Annotated in this window: 16 protein-coding genes and 1 pseudogene; 7 read left to right on the top strand and 10 right to left on the bottom strand. The window is 65.7% G+C overall.

From position 1 onward, the window contains the following. Positions 1-159 precede the first annotated feature (159 nt). A protein-coding gene (locus FM113_RS00080) for an IS3 family transposase (protein WP_140393249.1) occupies positions 160-1,406 on the bottom strand; the annotation gives its coding sequence in 2 pieces (ribosomal slippage) (positions 160-1,091 and positions 1,091-1,406; 1,248 coding nt in all). A 157-nt stretch (positions 1,407-1,563) separates the two neighbouring features. Here FM113_RS00080 and FM113_RS00075 point away from each other — a divergent pair. Continuing rightward, positions 1,564-2,157, top strand: coding sequence for a site-specific integrase (locus tag FM113_RS00075; protein WP_254908784.1), 594 nt, complete (start codon positions 1,564-1,566; stop codon positions 2,155-2,157). Positions 2,158-2,660: 503 nt separating this feature from the next. Here FM113_RS00075 and FM113_RS00070 read toward each other — a convergent pair. From FM113_RS00070 to FM113_RS00030, 9 genes are all read right to left on the bottom strand, one after another. Continuing rightward, positions 2,661-4,373, bottom strand: a complete 1,713-nt coding sequence (locus FM113_RS00070; RefSeq protein ID WP_087010291.1) for a copper resistance protein CopC — start codon at positions 4,371-4,373, stop codon at positions 2,661-2,663. Then, positions 4,370-5,107 (bottom strand): YcnI family protein, encoded by a 738-nt coding sequence (locus FM113_RS00065; protein WP_087010290.1) that lies wholly within the window; start codon positions 5,105-5,107, stop codon positions 4,370-4,372. Before FM113_RS00065 ends, FM113_RS00070 begins: the two co-directional genes overlap by 4 nt. A 68-nt stretch (positions 5,108-5,175) precedes the next feature. Beyond that, positions 5,176-5,766, bottom strand: coding sequence for a DUF5134 domain-containing protein (locus tag FM113_RS00060; protein ID WP_087010289.1), 591 nt, complete (start codon positions 5,764-5,766; stop codon positions 5,176-5,178). Between the two features lie 124 nt (positions 5,767-5,890). Beyond that, on the bottom strand, positions 5,891-6,079 hold the full coding sequence (locus FM113_RS00055) for a hypothetical protein (protein ID WP_087010288.1): 189 nt from the start codon (positions 6,077-6,079) through the stop codon (positions 5,891-5,893). 27 nt (positions 6,080-6,106) lie between these two features. After that, positions 6,107-8,365, bottom strand: coding sequence for a cation-translocating P-type ATPase (locus tag FM113_RS00050; RefSeq protein ID WP_254908783.1), 2,259 nt, complete (start codon positions 8,363-8,365; stop codon positions 6,107-6,109). Further along, positions 8,362-10,428, bottom strand: a complete 2,067-nt coding sequence (locus tag FM113_RS00045; RefSeq protein WP_087010286.1) for a cytochrome c oxidase assembly protein — start codon at positions 10,426-10,428, stop codon at positions 8,362-8,364. The genes FM113_RS00050 and FM113_RS00045 overlap by 4 nt, the downstream gene beginning before the upstream one ends. Beyond that, entirely contained in the window at positions 10,421-10,648 is a 228-nt protein-coding gene (locus tag FM113_RS00040) for a heavy-metal-associated domain-containing protein (protein WP_087010285.1), read from the bottom strand. The genes FM113_RS00045 and FM113_RS00040 overlap by 8 nt, the downstream gene beginning before the upstream one ends. Positions 10,649-10,726: 78 nt before the next feature. Continuing rightward, positions 10,727-11,533, bottom strand: a complete 807-nt coding sequence (locus tag FM113_RS00035) for a M56 family metallopeptidase (protein WP_087010284.1) — start codon at positions 11,531-11,533, stop codon at positions 10,727-10,729. Positions 11,534-11,537: 4 nt separating this feature from the next. After that, positions 11,538-11,921, bottom strand: coding sequence for a BlaI/MecI/CopY family transcriptional regulator (locus tag FM113_RS00030; RefSeq protein WP_087010283.1), 384 nt, complete (start codon positions 11,919-11,921; stop codon positions 11,538-11,540). A gap of 82 nt (positions 11,922-12,003) precedes the next feature. Between FM113_RS00030 and FM113_RS18345 the strand changes: the two are divergent. The 6 genes and pseudogenes from FM113_RS18345 to FM113_RS00005 all read left to right on the top strand — a co-directional run. Then, positions 12,004-12,194: pseudogene (locus FM113_RS18345) on the top strand (IS5/IS1182 family transposase); the annotation flags it as partial. Between the two features lie 224 nt (positions 12,195-12,418). Then, positions 12,419-12,643: a heavy metal-associated domain-containing protein gene (locus FM113_RS18340; protein WP_254908782.1), complete on the top strand. Its 225-nt coding sequence runs from the start codon at positions 12,419-12,421 to the stop codon at positions 12,641-12,643. Positions 12,644-12,668: 25 nt separating this feature from the next. Beyond that, positions 12,669-13,277 carry a DJ-1/PfpI family protein gene (locus FM113_RS00020; RefSeq protein WP_254908781.1) on the top strand — a complete coding sequence of 203 codons (609 nt, stop codon included), beginning with the start codon at positions 12,669-12,671 and terminating at the stop codon, positions 13,275-13,277. 238 nt (positions 13,278-13,515) lie between these two features. After that, a complete protein-coding gene (locus FM113_RS00015; protein ID WP_254908780.1) occupies positions 13,516-14,334 on the top strand; it encodes an ABC transporter substrate-binding protein in 819 nt (272 codons plus the stop codon). Positions 14,335-14,377: 43 nt separating this feature from the next. Further along, positions 14,378-15,388 (top strand): iron ABC transporter permease, encoded by a 1,011-nt coding sequence (locus FM113_RS00010; protein WP_176387014.1) that lies wholly within the window; start codon positions 14,378-14,380, stop codon positions 15,386-15,388. Continuing rightward, the gene (locus FM113_RS00005; RefSeq protein WP_086991918.1) at positions 15,385-16,170 is read left to right on the top strand and encodes an ABC transporter ATP-binding protein; all 786 of its coding nucleotides are present in this window, start codon (positions 15,385-15,387) and stop codon (positions 16,168-16,170) included. The genes FM113_RS00010 and FM113_RS00005 overlap by 4 nt, the downstream gene beginning before the upstream one ends. Positions 16,171-16,353: the final 183 nt, after the last annotated feature.

Here is a 16,353-nt window from a genome sequence, read left to right as displayed (position 1 = left end):
CCGCCTAGGAATCAACTAAGCCGAAGCCCCATACACAAAGGAACGGACAGACCCACTCATGCAGCTGAGCTAGGTGGTGGAGTAAGGCACTTTCAAGCCAGGAAACTGCGGCGCGGACTTGGGCCTTGACCCTCGATCGTGGACACGGTGTCGGTTCGGTTATGCCGCTTCCGCGAGGGTAGCGGACGTGGTCTCCGCGTAGGCGGTCTCGTAGTTGTTCGGGGTGATCTGGCCGATCGCGGAGTGGCGCCTGCGGGTGTTGTCGCGGTTCGCCCATCGGAACACGGCCCGGTAGGCGGTGGCCTGGTCCGGGAACGCCGCCTGCCCTTCGAGGAGCTCCCGCTTGAGTGTGGCGTTGAAGCTCTCCGCGAGTGAGTTGTCGGCGCTCGTGCCCACCGCACCCATGGACTGGACGATGTTGAGCTGCTCGCAGAGGGCTGCGTAGGCCTTCGAGGCGTAGACGCTGCCGTGGTCGCTGTGGAAGATCGCGCCGGCCAGCGTCCCGCGGTCACGGGCCGCAGCGCGCAGGGCGTCTTCGACGAGCCCTACGCGCATGTGGTCGGCGACCTGCCAACCCGCGAGCTTCCGTGACCCGAGGTCGATGCAGGTCGCGAGATACAGGTTCGACCCGTCCGCGATCGGGAGGTAGGTGATATCGCCCACGTATCGGCGGTTCGGCTCACCAATGGAGAAGTCCCGCTCGATCAGGTCGGGGAAGCGGCGTCCGGACTGGTCCGGGATCGTGGTCCTCACCCGTCGACGCAGCCGGATCCCCGCGAGCTGGTGTTCCCGCATCACCCGGGCGACCCGCTTGTGATTCACCCGCCCGGCCGCCGCGACGCCGTCGTTGAGGTCGGCGGTGATCCGCGGCGCCCCATAGGCGCGATCGCCACCCTGCGCGGGGTCCTGCAGCACACGGATTCGCGCCGCCAGCGCGGCGTCTGCGGCGGCCCTCGCGGCCCGTCCCGGGGCCGCCGCCAGCCAGGCGTATAACGACGACCTCGCGATCTGAATGACCTCACACAACCGCTTCACGCCGTAGGCGTCCTTGTGATCCTCAACGAACTGGAAGCGGTTCACCAGTTCGTCTCCCCGGCGAAATACTTCGCCGCCTGACGAAGGATGTCCCGCTCCGTCTGAAGCTTCAGCTTCTCCGCTTCCAGCCTCGCGTTCTCGGCCTCCAGCCGGAGGACCTTCGCCGCCTGTGACTCCGCCCGCGCCGGCGCGGGCGTCGACGCTGTGCCGGTGGTCGTGATCCCCGAGCCGTGCTTCTCGACCCACTCCCGCAGCGCACCGCGGGAGATCCCCAGATCCGCCGCGATGCCCTTCAACGTCGCACCCGGCGTGGACGCGAACAAGTCCACCGCCCGCTGCCGGAACTCGTCCGTGTAGTTCTTCCTTGCCATCCCTTGGATTCTCGCTTCCCCAGCAACGTGCTGGAATCAGCGTGTCCAAGATCAGGGGTCAAGCGCCCTCAACCTCAAAGAGGACGACCTGTCACCGCGTGTGCACGCGCTCAAAGACCTCGCGACGCTCACGACGTTGGCGGATCGGTGTGGAGAGGTGCATCAGAGCTATTCCGACTTCGTGATGCTCTGCGCCCTCCTCGCCGCCCGCGGCTCCGAGATCTCCGGCCTTCAAGTCGGCGACATCGACTGGGAACAACGGATCGTCACGATCCGCCGCCAAACCTACCCAGGCGCCGGCGGCCTCGTCACCAAGCAAACCAAGGGACGAGACATCCGGCACGTCCCCATCCTGCAAGCGCTCACCCCCGTGCTTGAGCGTCTCACCGACGACCGCGAGCCCGAGGACCGGCTGCTGACCGGACCCCGCGGCGGCGTGCTCACCACCGCCTCCGTGCGGGACGCGACGAAGTGGGATCAGCTCGTCACCGATCTTGAACTGACGAGCCTCACCAGGCACGGCCTCCGTCACACCGGAGCAACCTGGCTCGCCGACGCCGGCATCCCACTCCACGTACTCCAAGGCATCCTCGGCCACAAGTCCATCGAGACCACCCGCGGCTACCTACACCCCGACACCAGACACCTCACCGACGCCGCCGCCCGCGCCAACGCGTTCCTCGACGGACAGGAAACCCCCACCCGCGAACCTCCTGCCAAGACCCATCGGACAGCCGCACCCGGGCGATGAAAACGGTCGCGGATCGAGACGAAAACGAGCTCCAGGTCCCGGCCAGGTCCCGACTCGTCGCAACTGCCGCGGTAGGAAACACCTCGACAGGCACCGACAACGCCTGGCGAATGCTTCCATAAACCACTCCGAAGAGGACCGCGGAAACGACGAAGCCCAGGCGAGAAACATGCTCTCACCTGGGCTTTTCTGTCGGGATGACAGGATTTGAACCTGCGACCCCCTGACCCCCAGGTAGACGGTTCAGCTCAGATCCTTGATTTTCCGGGGTTCTCCGCCCTCAAACGACCCCATTTCACGTCATGGATTGCATGGTTTGCATGCATCAGGTCCCGGTCAGGTCCCGGCTCTTGGTAGATCTCCACAGACCCTTCGGGAGTTTACGTGGGGTTTACGGCCGGCATACGATCCGCGTTCCTCTACAGCTAGGTACGTATCCGGATAGCGCGGGAATCTGTTAAGACTGGGGTTGTCGCGATCACCAGCATTGTCGCGAGAGTTCCCTAACGCACCGAAATCGGGATGCTCACAATAGGTTCGGCGAATGTAGATACCCGCGCGATCACTTGTACCTGCCACTCCCCCGCGACGGGCATGTCCAGTTGCGCCGAGTAGCTGCCGGCGGCGGGGTCGAGTTCTGCGGCGGCTTCGAACGGCCCAAGGTCGTGTTCGGGCAGCCGCGTACGAATCTTGACTTCGTCGGGGGTAACGGATTCGCCGTCGTATTCGAGTGTGAAGGTGATCTCGTTCTCGCCGGTCAGTGCTGGTTCGAGTTCACCTCGGAGAGATAGCCCTTGGGCGTCTGCATCGAGGGTGACGGTCTGCGTGGTATTGGCCGCGCTTCCCGCTCTGTCGTCGTGATGTTCGTGTGCGGGGCTGAGGTTGGTGAGGAATCCGGTGAGGAGCAGAACGGCCACGAGCAGCGCGGCCTCGTAGGCCAGCGTTCGATTCAGTGTCTGCCACTGCATGCGGGCGGTCGGTCGTGAATAGATCCTGGGGAGCAGCCGGAGCCTGTTGTAGGCGGCGATAGCGATGACGGGGATGATGATCCCGATCTTGAGCAGGAGGGTGAGTCCGTAGCTCGTCGTGACGAGCGTGTCGAAGCTTCCGACGATCATGATGCCCATGATCGTGCCGCTGACCGCGAGGATGGCGACGCTCCAGACCGCCAGACGGGAGAACCGTTGCACGACCTTCACAGCAAGCGTCGGCGCGGTGCCGTTGCCGGTCCCCCGTGCGGAGGAGAGGAACAGAAGGAGGCCGAGGACTCCTCCGATCCAGAAACTACCGGCGAGAAGGTGTCCGATGTCGGCGCCGATGATGAGGGCGCGCGGTTCCATCAGCTGGGTGTGCCCGACGAGGACCGGCGCGGCCAGGGCAAGGAGCGTCAACAGCACGCCAAGCAAGTGGGTTCCTCGATGCTGCCTGCTGCGCTTTGACAGCAGTGTGGCTCCGACGACCCCGGCGCAGACGACGGCTGCCGCAGCCACCGGCGCCCAGAGCGTACCTGTCCACCATGCAGCCGGGTCGATGACGGCGACGAGGGGTTCTCCGGTCACGTTGAGCGCCGAAGCGGGGATGAGCAGCAGCGACGCCGCGACCGCCGCGATGCCGGTGGCTCTCATGATGGTGAGCGTCCGGTGCCCTGGCGGTGAGACGCTGCGCAGCACGAGGCGCTCGAAGAGGAGCAGGCCGGCGAAGACGAGGAGCGAGAGGTACTGCAGCGCTGTCAGGGCGCTGACGGCGAAAGAGGTGTCCTGCGGTGTCGTTGTTTCCACGACCGGTGCGCTGGTGTGGTCATCCGCGGACTGGCCGATCGTGAACGTGATCGCGCCGGAGATCGGGTGTCCGTCGGCAGAGACGACGCGGTAGCTCAGGGCGTATGCGCCGTCGTCGACGTCGGCAGGGAGCGCGGCGACGACGCTGGTGTTGCTGACGTGCGCGTCGAGGGTGAGGGGGTCTTCATCGCCGGGAAACAAGCGGATGCTGCCATTGATGAGCTGCACGGGCTCATTGAACGTCAGCACCGCCTCGGCAGGTGCCTGGTCGAGCGCGGCGCCGTCCTCGGGCGTCGTCGACAGCAGTTCCGCATGCGCGGATGCCGCCTGCGCTCCCGTGAGCACGAACGCCACGCCCAGCAGAAGCGCGGCGAGCACGCGAAGCGCTCCACGGAGGCGGTTCTGCGACCTGTGTTTCCCGGCGATGAGGATGCTCACGCCTTCTTGCGTCCCTTCAGCAGGGCGATCACGGCGACGATCAGGCCGATGCCGCCGACGGCGAGGGAGGTGATCACGAGGGGTTTCTGATCCGCGGGTGCTGCCGCGGAGGTCGAGTCCTCGTCGTGCCCGTCGGCGGTCGCTTCGGTGGCGTCGTCGTGGCCGTGGGATGCGGTGTCGCTGGCGGCGACCACGTTGACGCTCGGGGCGGGTGCGTCGAGGTCGTGGGCGTCCTGGCCGTCCTCGGGGATCTGCACCCAGGCGGTCTCGCCCTGCTCGCAGGTCTGCACGGTCGGGAAGTACAGAGTGCTGTCGGCGGCGTCCTCGGGGATCTGCAGGGAAAGTTCGAACGCGTCCCGCTGGCCGTCGGGGAGCGGCGTCGTGGCGGTGTAGACGACCTGCGCGACCCGCTCGGTGACCTCGTTGCCGTGACTGTCGGTGATCGGGGTGTCAAGATCCTCCATCACCTTCTCGACCGTGTAGAGGCTGTTGCGGGTGGGGGTGACGGCGTTGATCCCGTCGGGAATCTGGATCGCAACCTCGGTGGTGGCCGACCCGTCGCACCCGTGCGGGACCCCGAAGGTGAGGATCGAGTAGGACCCTGCCTCGACCGGTCCTTCCGCGATGCTGACGTGCGCACTCGCGGCGACCGCCCCGCCCAGAACGAGCGCGGCAGCGCCCGCGAGTGCGGCCGCGCCGATCAGCGCGGGCCTCTTGGTGCGTCGTGTGCTCATGGTGTCTCTCTTTCTCGTGGGCCCGTCACCAGCAGCGGCGGGCGGTGTGGTTGGTGTTGCAGGAGTGTTCAGCCAGTGATCATGGGCCAGCACATGGCGGCCATGCCGAGGCTCATGAGCGTCCCGGAGGCGACGTCTCCGGTGTGTCCGAGCCAGGTGGTGCGCCCGCGCAGGCAGCGGATGAGCTCGACGAGGAAGATGACTCCGGCTGTTGCCAGTGCTGAGGTGATGGCGACGCCGGTCAGTGCCGCCCACAGGTCAAGGCCCCCGTGGTGGTGCGTGTGCGCGGCGGAGTCCGTGCCGGAGGGCATGGCGAGGATCATCCAGACCATGGCGAGCATCATGGTCGCGTGGGCCACCTGGTGCCAGGCGCTGTGCCCGCCGACGGACGCCCGGGGGATGCGGCGCTGCGACTGGAGCACGGTCACCAGGACGAACCACATCGTGCCGGCGATGAACACGAGCAGTTGCGGGAGGATCGGGATCACGGCCCACCAGGGCCAGCACATGGCGATCATCGCGAGACTCATCACGAGGTGCAAGGAATCGCCGACGACCAGCAACGGCTTACGGTCGTTGACAAGCCGGAGCGCCGAATACGCAGCGGTCGCGGAGAAGGTGAGCGTCAGCACCCATTGGAGCACCGGGTCAGACAGCATGCCACACACCTTATCTCTACTACATGTAGTAGTCACAGTAGTAGAGCGAAGGAGCTCGCGTCAAAACGCCCGGCTCACCTCTTGCCTCACGGGTTCCGCGCGTGGCGCTCTCGTCTCGAGTGCGTCAGCGGCGGCGTCGCCATTTTCGGCGAATGCGCTCGACGCTGTTGCGGATACGGAACACGGCAGAGTCCCACTCTTCGCGAAGCGTGGGGTCTGGGAGCTGGGGCGGCCGCGGCGGTGTGGTGAGGGCGATCCAGAGGATCAGGACGTAGAGCAGGGCCGCGAAGGAGAAGGGCAGGAAGAGTTCCACGCACATCCACCTCTCGACTTCGACTGCTTACCGGGTGCTGCGCACTCGCTGGATGCGGAGGCTGTTGTAGACGACGAGGACGGAGGACAGGGACATCGCGGCAGCGGCGATGAGGGGGTTCAGCAGTCCCGCGGCTGCGATGGGGATCGCAGCGATGTTGTATCCGAAAGCCCAGCCGAGGTTGGTGCGGATCGTGCGGAGGGTCTTGCGGGAGATCGCGATCGCGTCGGGGATGACGTGGAGGTCGTCGCGGACGAGAATGATGTCGGCGGCCTTGAGGGCGATGTCGGTGCCCGAGACGAGCGCGAGCCCGAGGTCGGCGGTGGCGAGGGCGACGGCGTCGTTGATGCCGTCGCCGACCATCGCGACCTTCTCCCCTGTTGCTTGGAGCTCGCGGACGACGTCGGCTTTCTGCGCGGGGGCAACGCCGGCGTGGACGCGTTCGATGCCGAGCTCGGCGGCGATGCGGGCGCCGGCAGCGGGGCTGTCCCCGGTGAGGAGAACGGTGGTGAGGTTCTGGGCGTGCAGAGCACTGATGGCGTCGGCGGCGCCGGGTTTGATGGTGTCGGCGAGGGCGAGCAGCCCGATCAGGTGCCCGTCGCGAGCGACGAGCGCGACGGTGTGCCCCTGTTCGTGGGCGTCTGCGAGTGCGGTGGTGGCGGGGGTGAGGTCGATGCCGTGTTCACGGAGCAGGTCGGCGTTGCCGACGAGGAAGGTACTGCCGGCGATGCGGGCGGTGGCGCCAAGACCGGGGAGCGCGGTGAAGTCTTCCAAGGAGTGCAGATCTGTGATGTGAGCTCGGGCGGCGTCCTGGATGGCGCGGGCGATCGCGTGCTCAGAGCCCTGTTCGACGGACGCGGCGAGGCGCCAGAGCTCGTGCTCGGGGATGCCGAAGGTGGTCGCGGTTTCGACGGTCATGCGGCCGGTGGTGAGGGTGCCGGTCTTGTCGAGGACGACGGTGGTGATGGTGCCAGAGGCCTCGAGGGCGTCATGCCCCTTGATGAGGATGCCGAGGGTCGACGCCCTTCCGATGCCGACCATGAGCGCGGTGGGGGTCGCCAGGCCCAGGGCGCAGGGGCAGGCGATGATGAGGACGCTGATCCCGATGCCGAAAGCCTGCGCGAACGGGGTCCCGGCGAGCGTCCATGCGACGGTGACGATCACGGCGAGGGTGATGACGGCGGGGACGAACCACGTGACGATGCGGTCGACGAGGTTCTGCACGCGAGCCTTGCGGGCCTGCGCCTGCTCGGTGAGCGCGGCCATCTGCGCGAGCTGCGTGTTCGCGCCGACCGAGGTCGTGGTCACTTCGAGCCGACCGTCGGTGCTGATCGTGCCGCCGGTCACCACGGCTCCGGGGCTGACGGGAACGGGGACGGGTTCGCCGGTCATCATGCTCGCATCGACCGCTGCAGTGCCGGCACGGACGGTGCCGTCGGCGGGGATGGTCTCCCCCGGAAGGACGACGAAAGTGTCGCCGATCCGCAGCGCCGTCGCGGGCTCGATCGTCTCGACGCCCTCGCGGACGACCCGGACGTGGCTGGCGGCGAGAGCGTTCAGAGCCCCGAGCACATCTCCGGCTTTCCGGCGGGAGCGGGTCTCGAAGTAGCGGCCCGCGAGCTGGAAAGTCGTCATACCGGCAGCGACGTCGAGATAGATCGAGTCCGCGCCTGCGGGGGTGACGCCGAAGCCCAGCCAATACCCCGCGGCTTCCGTGGTGCCGAACCCGAGCAGCAACGTGAGGATCGCCCACCCGAACGAGGCGGCGATGCCGAGGGAGACGAGGGTGTCCATGCTGACCGCGCCGTGACGGAGGTTGCGGAGCGTCGCCCGGTGAAACGGCCATGCCGCCCACGTCACGATCGGCAGCGCCATCAGCACACACACCCATTCCCAGCCGGGGAAACGCCACCCGGGGACGAGAGCGAGGACGATGGTGATGTCCATCAGCGGCACGGTGAGCAGCGCGGAGACCGCCAGGCGGCGGCGCAGGGAGGAGATCCGTACCTCGGTGGCACGCGCAGACCAGGCGTCATCGCTGCCGTCACGCAGGTGCGCACCGTATCCGGCGTTCTCGACCTGACGGATCGCCGTGTCCACCTCGGTATCGGCAAGGCCGCTGACGATGGCGCGTTCGGTGGCGTAGTTCACACTCGCCGTCACGCCGTCGAGCTTGCTTAGTGCACGCTCGACGCGTCCTGCGCACGCGGCGCAGGTCATCCCGGAGATGTCGAGCTCCACGGGTGCGAGCACGGCCGGAGCGGTGTCCGTCGTCGTCATGGTCATGTTTCCTCTCGGACGGTCGGCCGGGGGCCGGGGCGGGCGGCGTCCCGGTCGGCGAGGCGCTGGAGCATCTGGTTGTAGGCGTCGTATTCGTCGTCGCGGCCGGTGTCGATGTGCCGGTCCTTACGGCGGGCATCTGTGGCGTCCTGCCTGCTCCACTGGATGGCGAGTGCAACGATGACGATCATCAGCGGGATCTCCCCGCCGGCCCAGGCGACTCCCCCGCCGAGGTATTGCTGGGCCTGCAGGTCGGCCCACGGCAGGTCGAGGTAGCGGTAGAAGGTCTCGGCGATGATGACCGGGCTGGTCATCAGGATCACCCCGAAGAACGCGTGGAACGGCATCGCGGCCAGCACGTACCCGAGCTTGCCGATATGCGGCAGGGGCCGCGGGGGGCGATCGACGCCGATGATCAGGCTGTAGTACAGGTACCCGACGATGAGGAAGTGCACGTTCATGAGCTGGTGCGCCCAGTGGAACCGCATGTAGTCGCCGAAGATCCCGGTGAGGTACAGACCGTAGTACGAGCCAATAAAGACGATGAAGACGATCAGCGGGTTGTAGAGGAACTGCAGCACCCGCCAGTGCAGCACCCACGTGATCCAATCGTGCAAGCTCGCGGGCTTGTTCCGGTCCGAACGGGTCGCGCGCAGCAGCAGCGTGACGACACCGCCGAGGACCAGGAGGCCGGGGCCGAGCATGTTCAGCGACATGTGCACGATCATGTGCACCCCAAAATCCGGGGCCGAGTACTTCCCGAAACCAGAACTGGTAGCGACGACCACGACCGTCCACCCGCCGATCCACGCGGCCGTCCGCCCGAGAGACCACCGGTCTCCCCGACGGCGCAGAGTGCGCACCGCGACCAGGTAGACCGTGACCGCCGCTACGGCGATGCCGAGGAACAGGAGATTGGGGCGCCACTGCCCGAACAGCACCGTGAGCGTCGGGGCATCGGGGACCTCGAAGCCCATGAATACCTGCTCAATGCTCGTCGGCACGAAGTACTGCGGCGGAGGCTGCCGCGTCATCGCCACTCCCACGCCCGTCCATCCCGCCACCGCCACCGCCGAGAGGGAAAGCAGCCCGGTGAGGTTCCCCGCCCGCAGCGCCCCGCGCCGCGCGAGAATCACGGCGGCCACGAACGCCCCGGCGACGACGGCCAGGAAGACGAACCCGGCAATGATGAGCCACCCCGTCAGCGAGGCGGTGATGTCGCCGCCGGCGAGTTTGAACACGGCGATGACGACATCGGTGATCACAATGACAGGGAGCGCGACGGCGCCAATCCGAAACAGTCGCCGCAGGGTCACAGGCAAGACCAGGCGCCCGGAGAGGATGCGCAGTGCCGCGACGGCGATCGCGCCAAGAAAGGCGTTCACAGCGATGGTCTGGAAAATCGCCGCATCGCTGCCGAAGTCATGATCTGGGCCCACGAGTACCTGACCGGTGACGACAGGCGCGAGCACGGCGATCGCTGTCGCCCAGAGTGAGATGAGCAGCCCCGTCCAGCGTTCCGCGAAGAACGAGACGAAGAAGACGATCAACGCCGCCAGGAAGCAGATCGTCCATGCCTTCGGGGCATAGCTCGCTTCCCAGAGAAACGGCAGAGCGCCGGGCGTCGCCAACCGCTCTAACGGCGTGCCGTTGGAGTCCAGTGCCTCGAAGACCACTAGAGCTCCGGCAAACAAACCCCACGCCCCGGAGGCGACCCGGAGCACGGAGATCTCGAAGCTGTCCGAGAGATACCGTGCCCGGCGGGCGGGCGCATCACGCAAGAACAGCACGTGTACCAGGGCACCGCTGGTCACCAGGGTGGCCAGGTGAGCGCCCGACAACAGCACGGTGGTGACAACGGCGACATCGACACCCGGGTAACCGACAAAGAGTCGCTCATAGGGTGCGTCGCCGAGTACGACGGCAACGGCGACCGGGAAGACCACAAGAACCGCGACGGCCACCGTGACAAGAACCGCAGCTACCGCGGCCAATGGCTTGCGGACGCGAGGGTCGGTGGCAGGTACGGGAGTTGCGGTGGAAGCGTGGGGGGCGCCGGTGTCAGACATTCGTGGCGGCGGGCCAGGTCCGCACGGTGTAGCCAGCGTCCTCTACGGCTGACTCCACCGCTACCCGTTCGAAGGGCGTCTCGTGGGTCACCTGGACACGACCGGAATCTGCGTCGACCTGGACATCAACGATGCCCGGAAGGGCCGACAGCTCTGCGGTGACGGCACGTTCGCAGTGCTCGCAGGTCATCCCGTTCACCTGGAACTCGAACTCGGCCATGACCACTCCTCTTGACGCCGAACAACTCCCCCTAACTCTACATCGTGTCGTAGACGGGGGTCGTCGGTGTAAGCGAAATCAGGCGTGTGCGAGGGCTGCGGCGCGGCTCTTCTTCGGTGTCTTCCACCGGCGGAGGGTGAGCCGGTCGGCGCGAAGCTCCAGTCCCGGGTCGGCTGTCACACGCCCCATGGTCGCCAGGGCGTTGGCGAGGTGCACGGCCCCGACCCGCCGGGCCGCGGCGTCGTCCGCGATGAGCTCGATCAGCAGGAGTGTGGCGCGCTTGAGCGCCCGCCCGGCGGGGAATCGCCGGGGGACGCAGAGGGCATTGATCTCCGCGATTCGGACCGCCCATCCATGATACTGACGCAGATGGGCACGCTCGTGCTCGATCACCGCGCGCAGCTGCGGCTCGCTCAACAGATCTTTAAGGGCGGTCGAGAGGAAAATCTCTGGATCCCTGGAGGGAACCGCACAAGCGACCGGCTGATCGGAGTCGAACCATACAAGCGTCACCCCGTCCGACTTCTCGCGAGAGACCGCGACCGGCGCAAAGCGCCCGACGGCTTCGCGCCAGGAGTCGGCGAGCGGCTCCGCGAAGGCGGAGACGAAGGCGATCACCGCTGCGATAGCTCCGAGGCTGAGCCAGCCCACGACCGTCAGCATGAGTCCTTCGCCCCGGCTCGCCACGCTCACGCCGCCGACAGCACACATAAGGGCGGTGGTCGCGGACGCCCCCGCGAGCCCGATGCCAGCGAACAGGGCACTGAACCACAGAGTCAGTGCTGTGCGCGGGTGGCGCACCTGCCATCGTCCGGCGGTGAGCACGAGCGGCGCGAGCAGCAGAACGAGTGCCGCGGCAGCGAGGAAGGAAGCGGTGGCGATCACCTACTCACCTGCGCTTGCGGGATGTCTTGCCGGTGATCGCGCTGCGGAGCAGATCCAGGTCCTCTTCAGCGAGGTTTCCCGCGAACTGCAGCAGTGCGGCCTGCCGATCGCCGGCTCCGTCAAGGGCGGTCATCATCGACCGTCCGACATGTTCGTCGCCGGATCGAGCGGCGTGGAAGCGAACCTTTCGAGGGGAGTCGCCGGAGCGAACGACGTCGCCCTTCTTCTGCAAGCGTTCCAGCGCGGTCATCAACGTCGTGTAGGCCGGGACGTGTCCGGTGAACACCGACTGGATGTCGCGCGCGCTCAAGGGCTCCGATGCGTCCCAGAGGATGCGCATGACCTCGCCCTCGAGTTCGCCTCTCTCGCGCGTACGCTCTCCCGCCATCTGGCACCTCCGGCAGTCAGTCTAGTCGCCTTAGAATCTACATGATGTCGCAGACTTTTGGGCGTTCTGCTCGCTCCCATTGATCGCTCGTGCGCCTCAGTACGCGACGAACACGAAGCACCTCACGGGGGTGGATCGAACTACACGAATCCGGCCGACGAGTCGCCTAATCACGCGGTCGCCCGCTCCTGTGGCGGCCTCTCGACGAAGATCCACCAGCTCGTCGACAGCAACGGCCTGCCGATGGTCGCGCTGCTGACCGCGGGGCAGGCTGCGGCCGAGGACCGTCTCTTCGAGCGCGCCCGTACCACCACGGCCCCGACCGTGCGGTTGAACATCGTCGCACGGGTCACAAGCGTCCCATAGCACGGGTCGGATACTCGATGATGACCAAGCGGTCACGTTCACAAAGCTCGCTCTCGGAGCGGGTCGTCGATACGCACGTCGGCCCGGCCGATGCGGGGTATCCTGTTCGCCACACATGAAAGGTGAGAATCATGGGAACTGCGACTTGGAGTGCTCCGGTCACTGGCCTGACCTGTCGGGGGTGCGTTGACACAGCCTCGAAACAGCTGGGTGAGATCCGCGACATCGAGGGAGCACGGATCGAGATCGTTGCGGGTGGCGTCTCTACGGTAAGCGTCGATGCGACTCGTGAGCTGACAGATGATGAAGTAGCTGGAGCTCTCCGCGCAGGGGGCGCGTTCAACCTTGCCCGCTGATCCGGGGGCAGGTGGCGCAAACGTCATGGACGAAGTCGGGTTTGCTGTCGACGTTCTTTTCTTCGATGGCGCAGAGGAGCTCGATGCGGTGGGGCCGTGGGAGGTGCTGCGTTTCTGGGCTGACCTGGGTGACCGTCCGGTCGTTGTTCGTTCGGTCAGCGCCGATGGTGAGGCGGTAGCGTGCTCCAAGGGCCTTCGCGTGTCGGTCGATGGGGCTTTGGGTGATCGCACGCCTGACTTGGTTGTGATTCCGGGTGGGCCGGGCGCGGAGGTCTTCGCGTCGGATGACCGCCGGATAGCGCTGATCCGCAGTGCCGCTGAGGGTGGCGCGACCATGGCGTCTGTGTGCACGGGTGCGCAGGTTTTGGGAGCTGCTGGTTTGCTTCATGGGATCAGCGCGACCACACATTGGATGGCACGGAAGCACTTGCAGCTGATCTATCCCGACGTCATAGTGTCGTCGGGGAGGCGGTGGATCGACAGCGGTGCGGTGGTCACCAGTGCTGGGGTGTCTGCGGGGATTGATATGGCTCTGCACCTGGTTGACAGGTTCGACTCGCGAGCCGTCGCGCACCGCGTTTGCAGTGCGATGGAGTATGCGTGGCATCCGGAGGAACTTTCCGTTGATTCGTGATCTCTACTTCCTGTAGAGTTAGCGCATGCGATTTACTCGATCTTTCTTGCCGGCTGCCGTAGGTGTCGCGGCTGTTGCGACACTCGCTGGCTGCATTGCCACGTCAACCGATCATTCGCACCATGATGGGCGTGCCTCAGAGTCGTCTTCGTCCTCGAGGGGTCTGGACCAGGTACAGACTGATCCGTCGTGTCCGGCTGAGGCGTCACTGAGTTCCGTTCCTGAACGAGTCGTCACGATGGATGCGGGGGCTGCGGCGTTCCTCATCGAGCTCGGGGTGGGCGACACGATCGTGGGGACGGCTGCTCCCGACTTTAAGACCGATTTTTCGGGGGACTTGCGCGAGAAGCTTGATGCGTTGCCGGTGCTCGATGACGGGCGGGGGTCGGCGGAATCTGTCATTGCGGCGGAGCCTGACCTCGTAGCCGGAATCTCGCAGTATGAGTTCGGTGCGTTCGACGGTACGGCGTCTGTGGAACAACTCAAATCAGCGGGGTCGGCTGCGCTGTCCGCGTGCGGTGCTGTCCAGGACGGGCCGATGGAGAACATTGACGAGACCTATCGGTATATCACCGCACTCGCCACGGCCTTTGACATCCCTGAACGCGGCGAGGAACTAATCGAACGCATTCGCGATCAGGTGGAGGAAGCTGCGGCTGACACGAGCGACGTCGACGTGCCCGTTCTGACGTTGTCGTCAGTCCCCGACGCGGGCGCTGGCGTCAAAACCAGCGGGGGGTCGAGCTTTGCAAACGGCATCATTACGCTCGCGGGCGGCACGAATATCGCGCAGGGTGAGCTGCAGAATTTTGCCAGCTTGTCCGCGGAAACGGTGACCCAGGCCAACCCGGAGGTCATCGTGATCGTCTCTGGCTTCGCGAATGAGAGTGACGAGCAGTTGAAAGCGGCGATCATTGCCAGCCCGCTGCTTGCTCAGACTGACGCGGTCAAGGAGGGGAACGTCGTCGTTGTTCCACAGCGCATTCTCCTGTCGCCAAGCCTGCTGAATGCAGATGCGGTTCAAACCATCGCGGATGCTGTCAAAAACGCGGCCTGAACGAGAACGTCCCGCGCGAACAGGGGCGCTGCGCCGTGTTCCGATGGTGGTCATCGTTCTCGGGTTGGTCGTGGCGCTCTTGTTCGTGATGGTCATCAGTGTCGGCGTCGGCGCGGTCTCTATCAGCCCCGATGATGTCGTGAATCTCGTCATCTCGCGACTTTTCGGGGCCCCGGAAGCGGGGTCGTTGGATTTCATCGTGTGGGAACTGCGGGTGCCGCGTGTACTGCAGGCTGCAGTGATTGGTGCCGCTCTTGCTGTAGCCGGCGCGTGCGCGCAGATTCTGGTGCGAAATCCCATCGCTGACCCCTACGTTTTGGGGCTGTCATCCGGTGCTGGCGTGGCAGCCGTCGCCGTTATAACCGGTGTGGGCGTGACAACGTTCGGAGTGCTCCTGCTGCCTATCGCGGCGTTTCTCGGTGCGGCTGTGACGGGCCTCCTCGTGGCGGCGACCGCGACGTCACGATGGGGGCTTTCTGCCGGGCGACTCGTATTGTCCGGTGTCGCGATCGGTCAGTTGCTCGCTGGCGTGATGTCTTTTCTGCTCATCCGCGCAGGAAACTCCGATGCGACGCAGCAGGTCATGTTCTGGTTATTGGGAAGCCTTTCCGGTGCCCAGTGGCGGCTGTTTGTCATCATCGCGCCCGTCATCATCATCACGGTACTGTTCGTCACGGCCATAAGCGGTCGTTTGGATTTGATGAGTCTTGGCGACGCACAGGCCGCAGCGTCCGGCGTGCATCCCGGACGCTCACGCTTCCTCGTCTTTGCCCTCGCATCGCTGATGACCGGGGCCGCGGTCGCCGTCTCCGGGGCGATTGGTTTCGTGGGGCTCATCGTGCCTCACATCGTGCGCCTGCTCGTCGGAGGAATGCACCGTCGCGTCGTGCCCGTCGCCGCCCTCATCGGCGCCATCCTTCTGAGCCTGGCGGATGTCGCGGCGCGCACGCTCCTCGCGCCCTCGGAGCTGCCCGTCGGGATCTTCACCGCTGCGATCGGCGTTCCTGTATTCATCCTGCTCATGCGCCGCAACAGTGCGACGGTCCTGGCATGAGCGCGGCCCCATCCGGCGCGTCCGACGTTGGCTTCGCACACGTGTCTATCCGCTACGGGGCCCATGTCGCTGTGGATGACGTTAGTGCGGAAATCACCGCCGGCACTGTCACCGGGGTCGTCGGACCCAACGGGTGCGGGAAGTCCAGTCTGCTAAGCCTCCTTACCGGCTACCACCCCGCGTACACGGGAATCGTGACTGTCGATGGTCAGAACATCGCGAGAATGCCACCCCGAGAACGCGCCGCACACATCGGAGTCATGCGTCAACACGCCGGCCCCATCCCCGATATCACCGTCGAGGAGCTCATCGCCATCGGTCCGCACCCGCTTCCCGCCGCACAGCTTAAGCAAGCGATCGCTCGTGTCGGGCTGGAAGATCTTGCCGGAAAGCCCCTCGCGACGCTATCGGGTGGCCAGCTTCAACGCGCACACCTCGCACGTTCCATCCGGCACAACCCCTCCCTGCTGGTCCTGGACGAACCCACCAACCACCTCGACGTTCGCCACAAGATCGTTCTCATGGAACTGCTCCGAGAACTGCGCATCACAGTCGTATGTGCCCTGCACGACCTCGACCTCGCAGCCCGATATTGTGACCACCTTCTTCTCCTGTCCGCCGGTGAACTGCATGCCCAAGGACCGTCCGACGAGGTCCTTTCAACCGCACGCGTACGCGCGACCTTCGGAGTCGAGACCGAGATGATAACTACAACAGACGGCGGTAAACACCTCGTCGTCCGTGCCGCCACTAGTCACCACGACGAGGGTCTGTCTGAGTAACGGTGTGTGAGGGTTCGGCCTGATCCGTAAGGAGATGGCCGTGGCTGACACGACCGAACTGTTGGACAACGAGATGATTGATCCTGTGACCGGGGAGATCATTGGGCTGACCCCGTTCGGTAGGTCCAGTGGTTGTGTGAGTCGTCCTGTTGCCCGGGGGTCCGGGCAGGGAGACTGGTCAGA

Source organism: Leucobacter sp. 7(1) (assembly GCF_900163635.1).
In the GTDB taxonomy this organism is placed as follows: domain Bacteria; phylum Actinomycetota; class Actinomycetes; order Actinomycetales; family Microbacteriaceae; genus Leucobacter.
The sequence above is the reverse complement of the archived record's forward strand: the minus strand, read 5'-3'. Positions and strand labels throughout refer to the sequence as shown.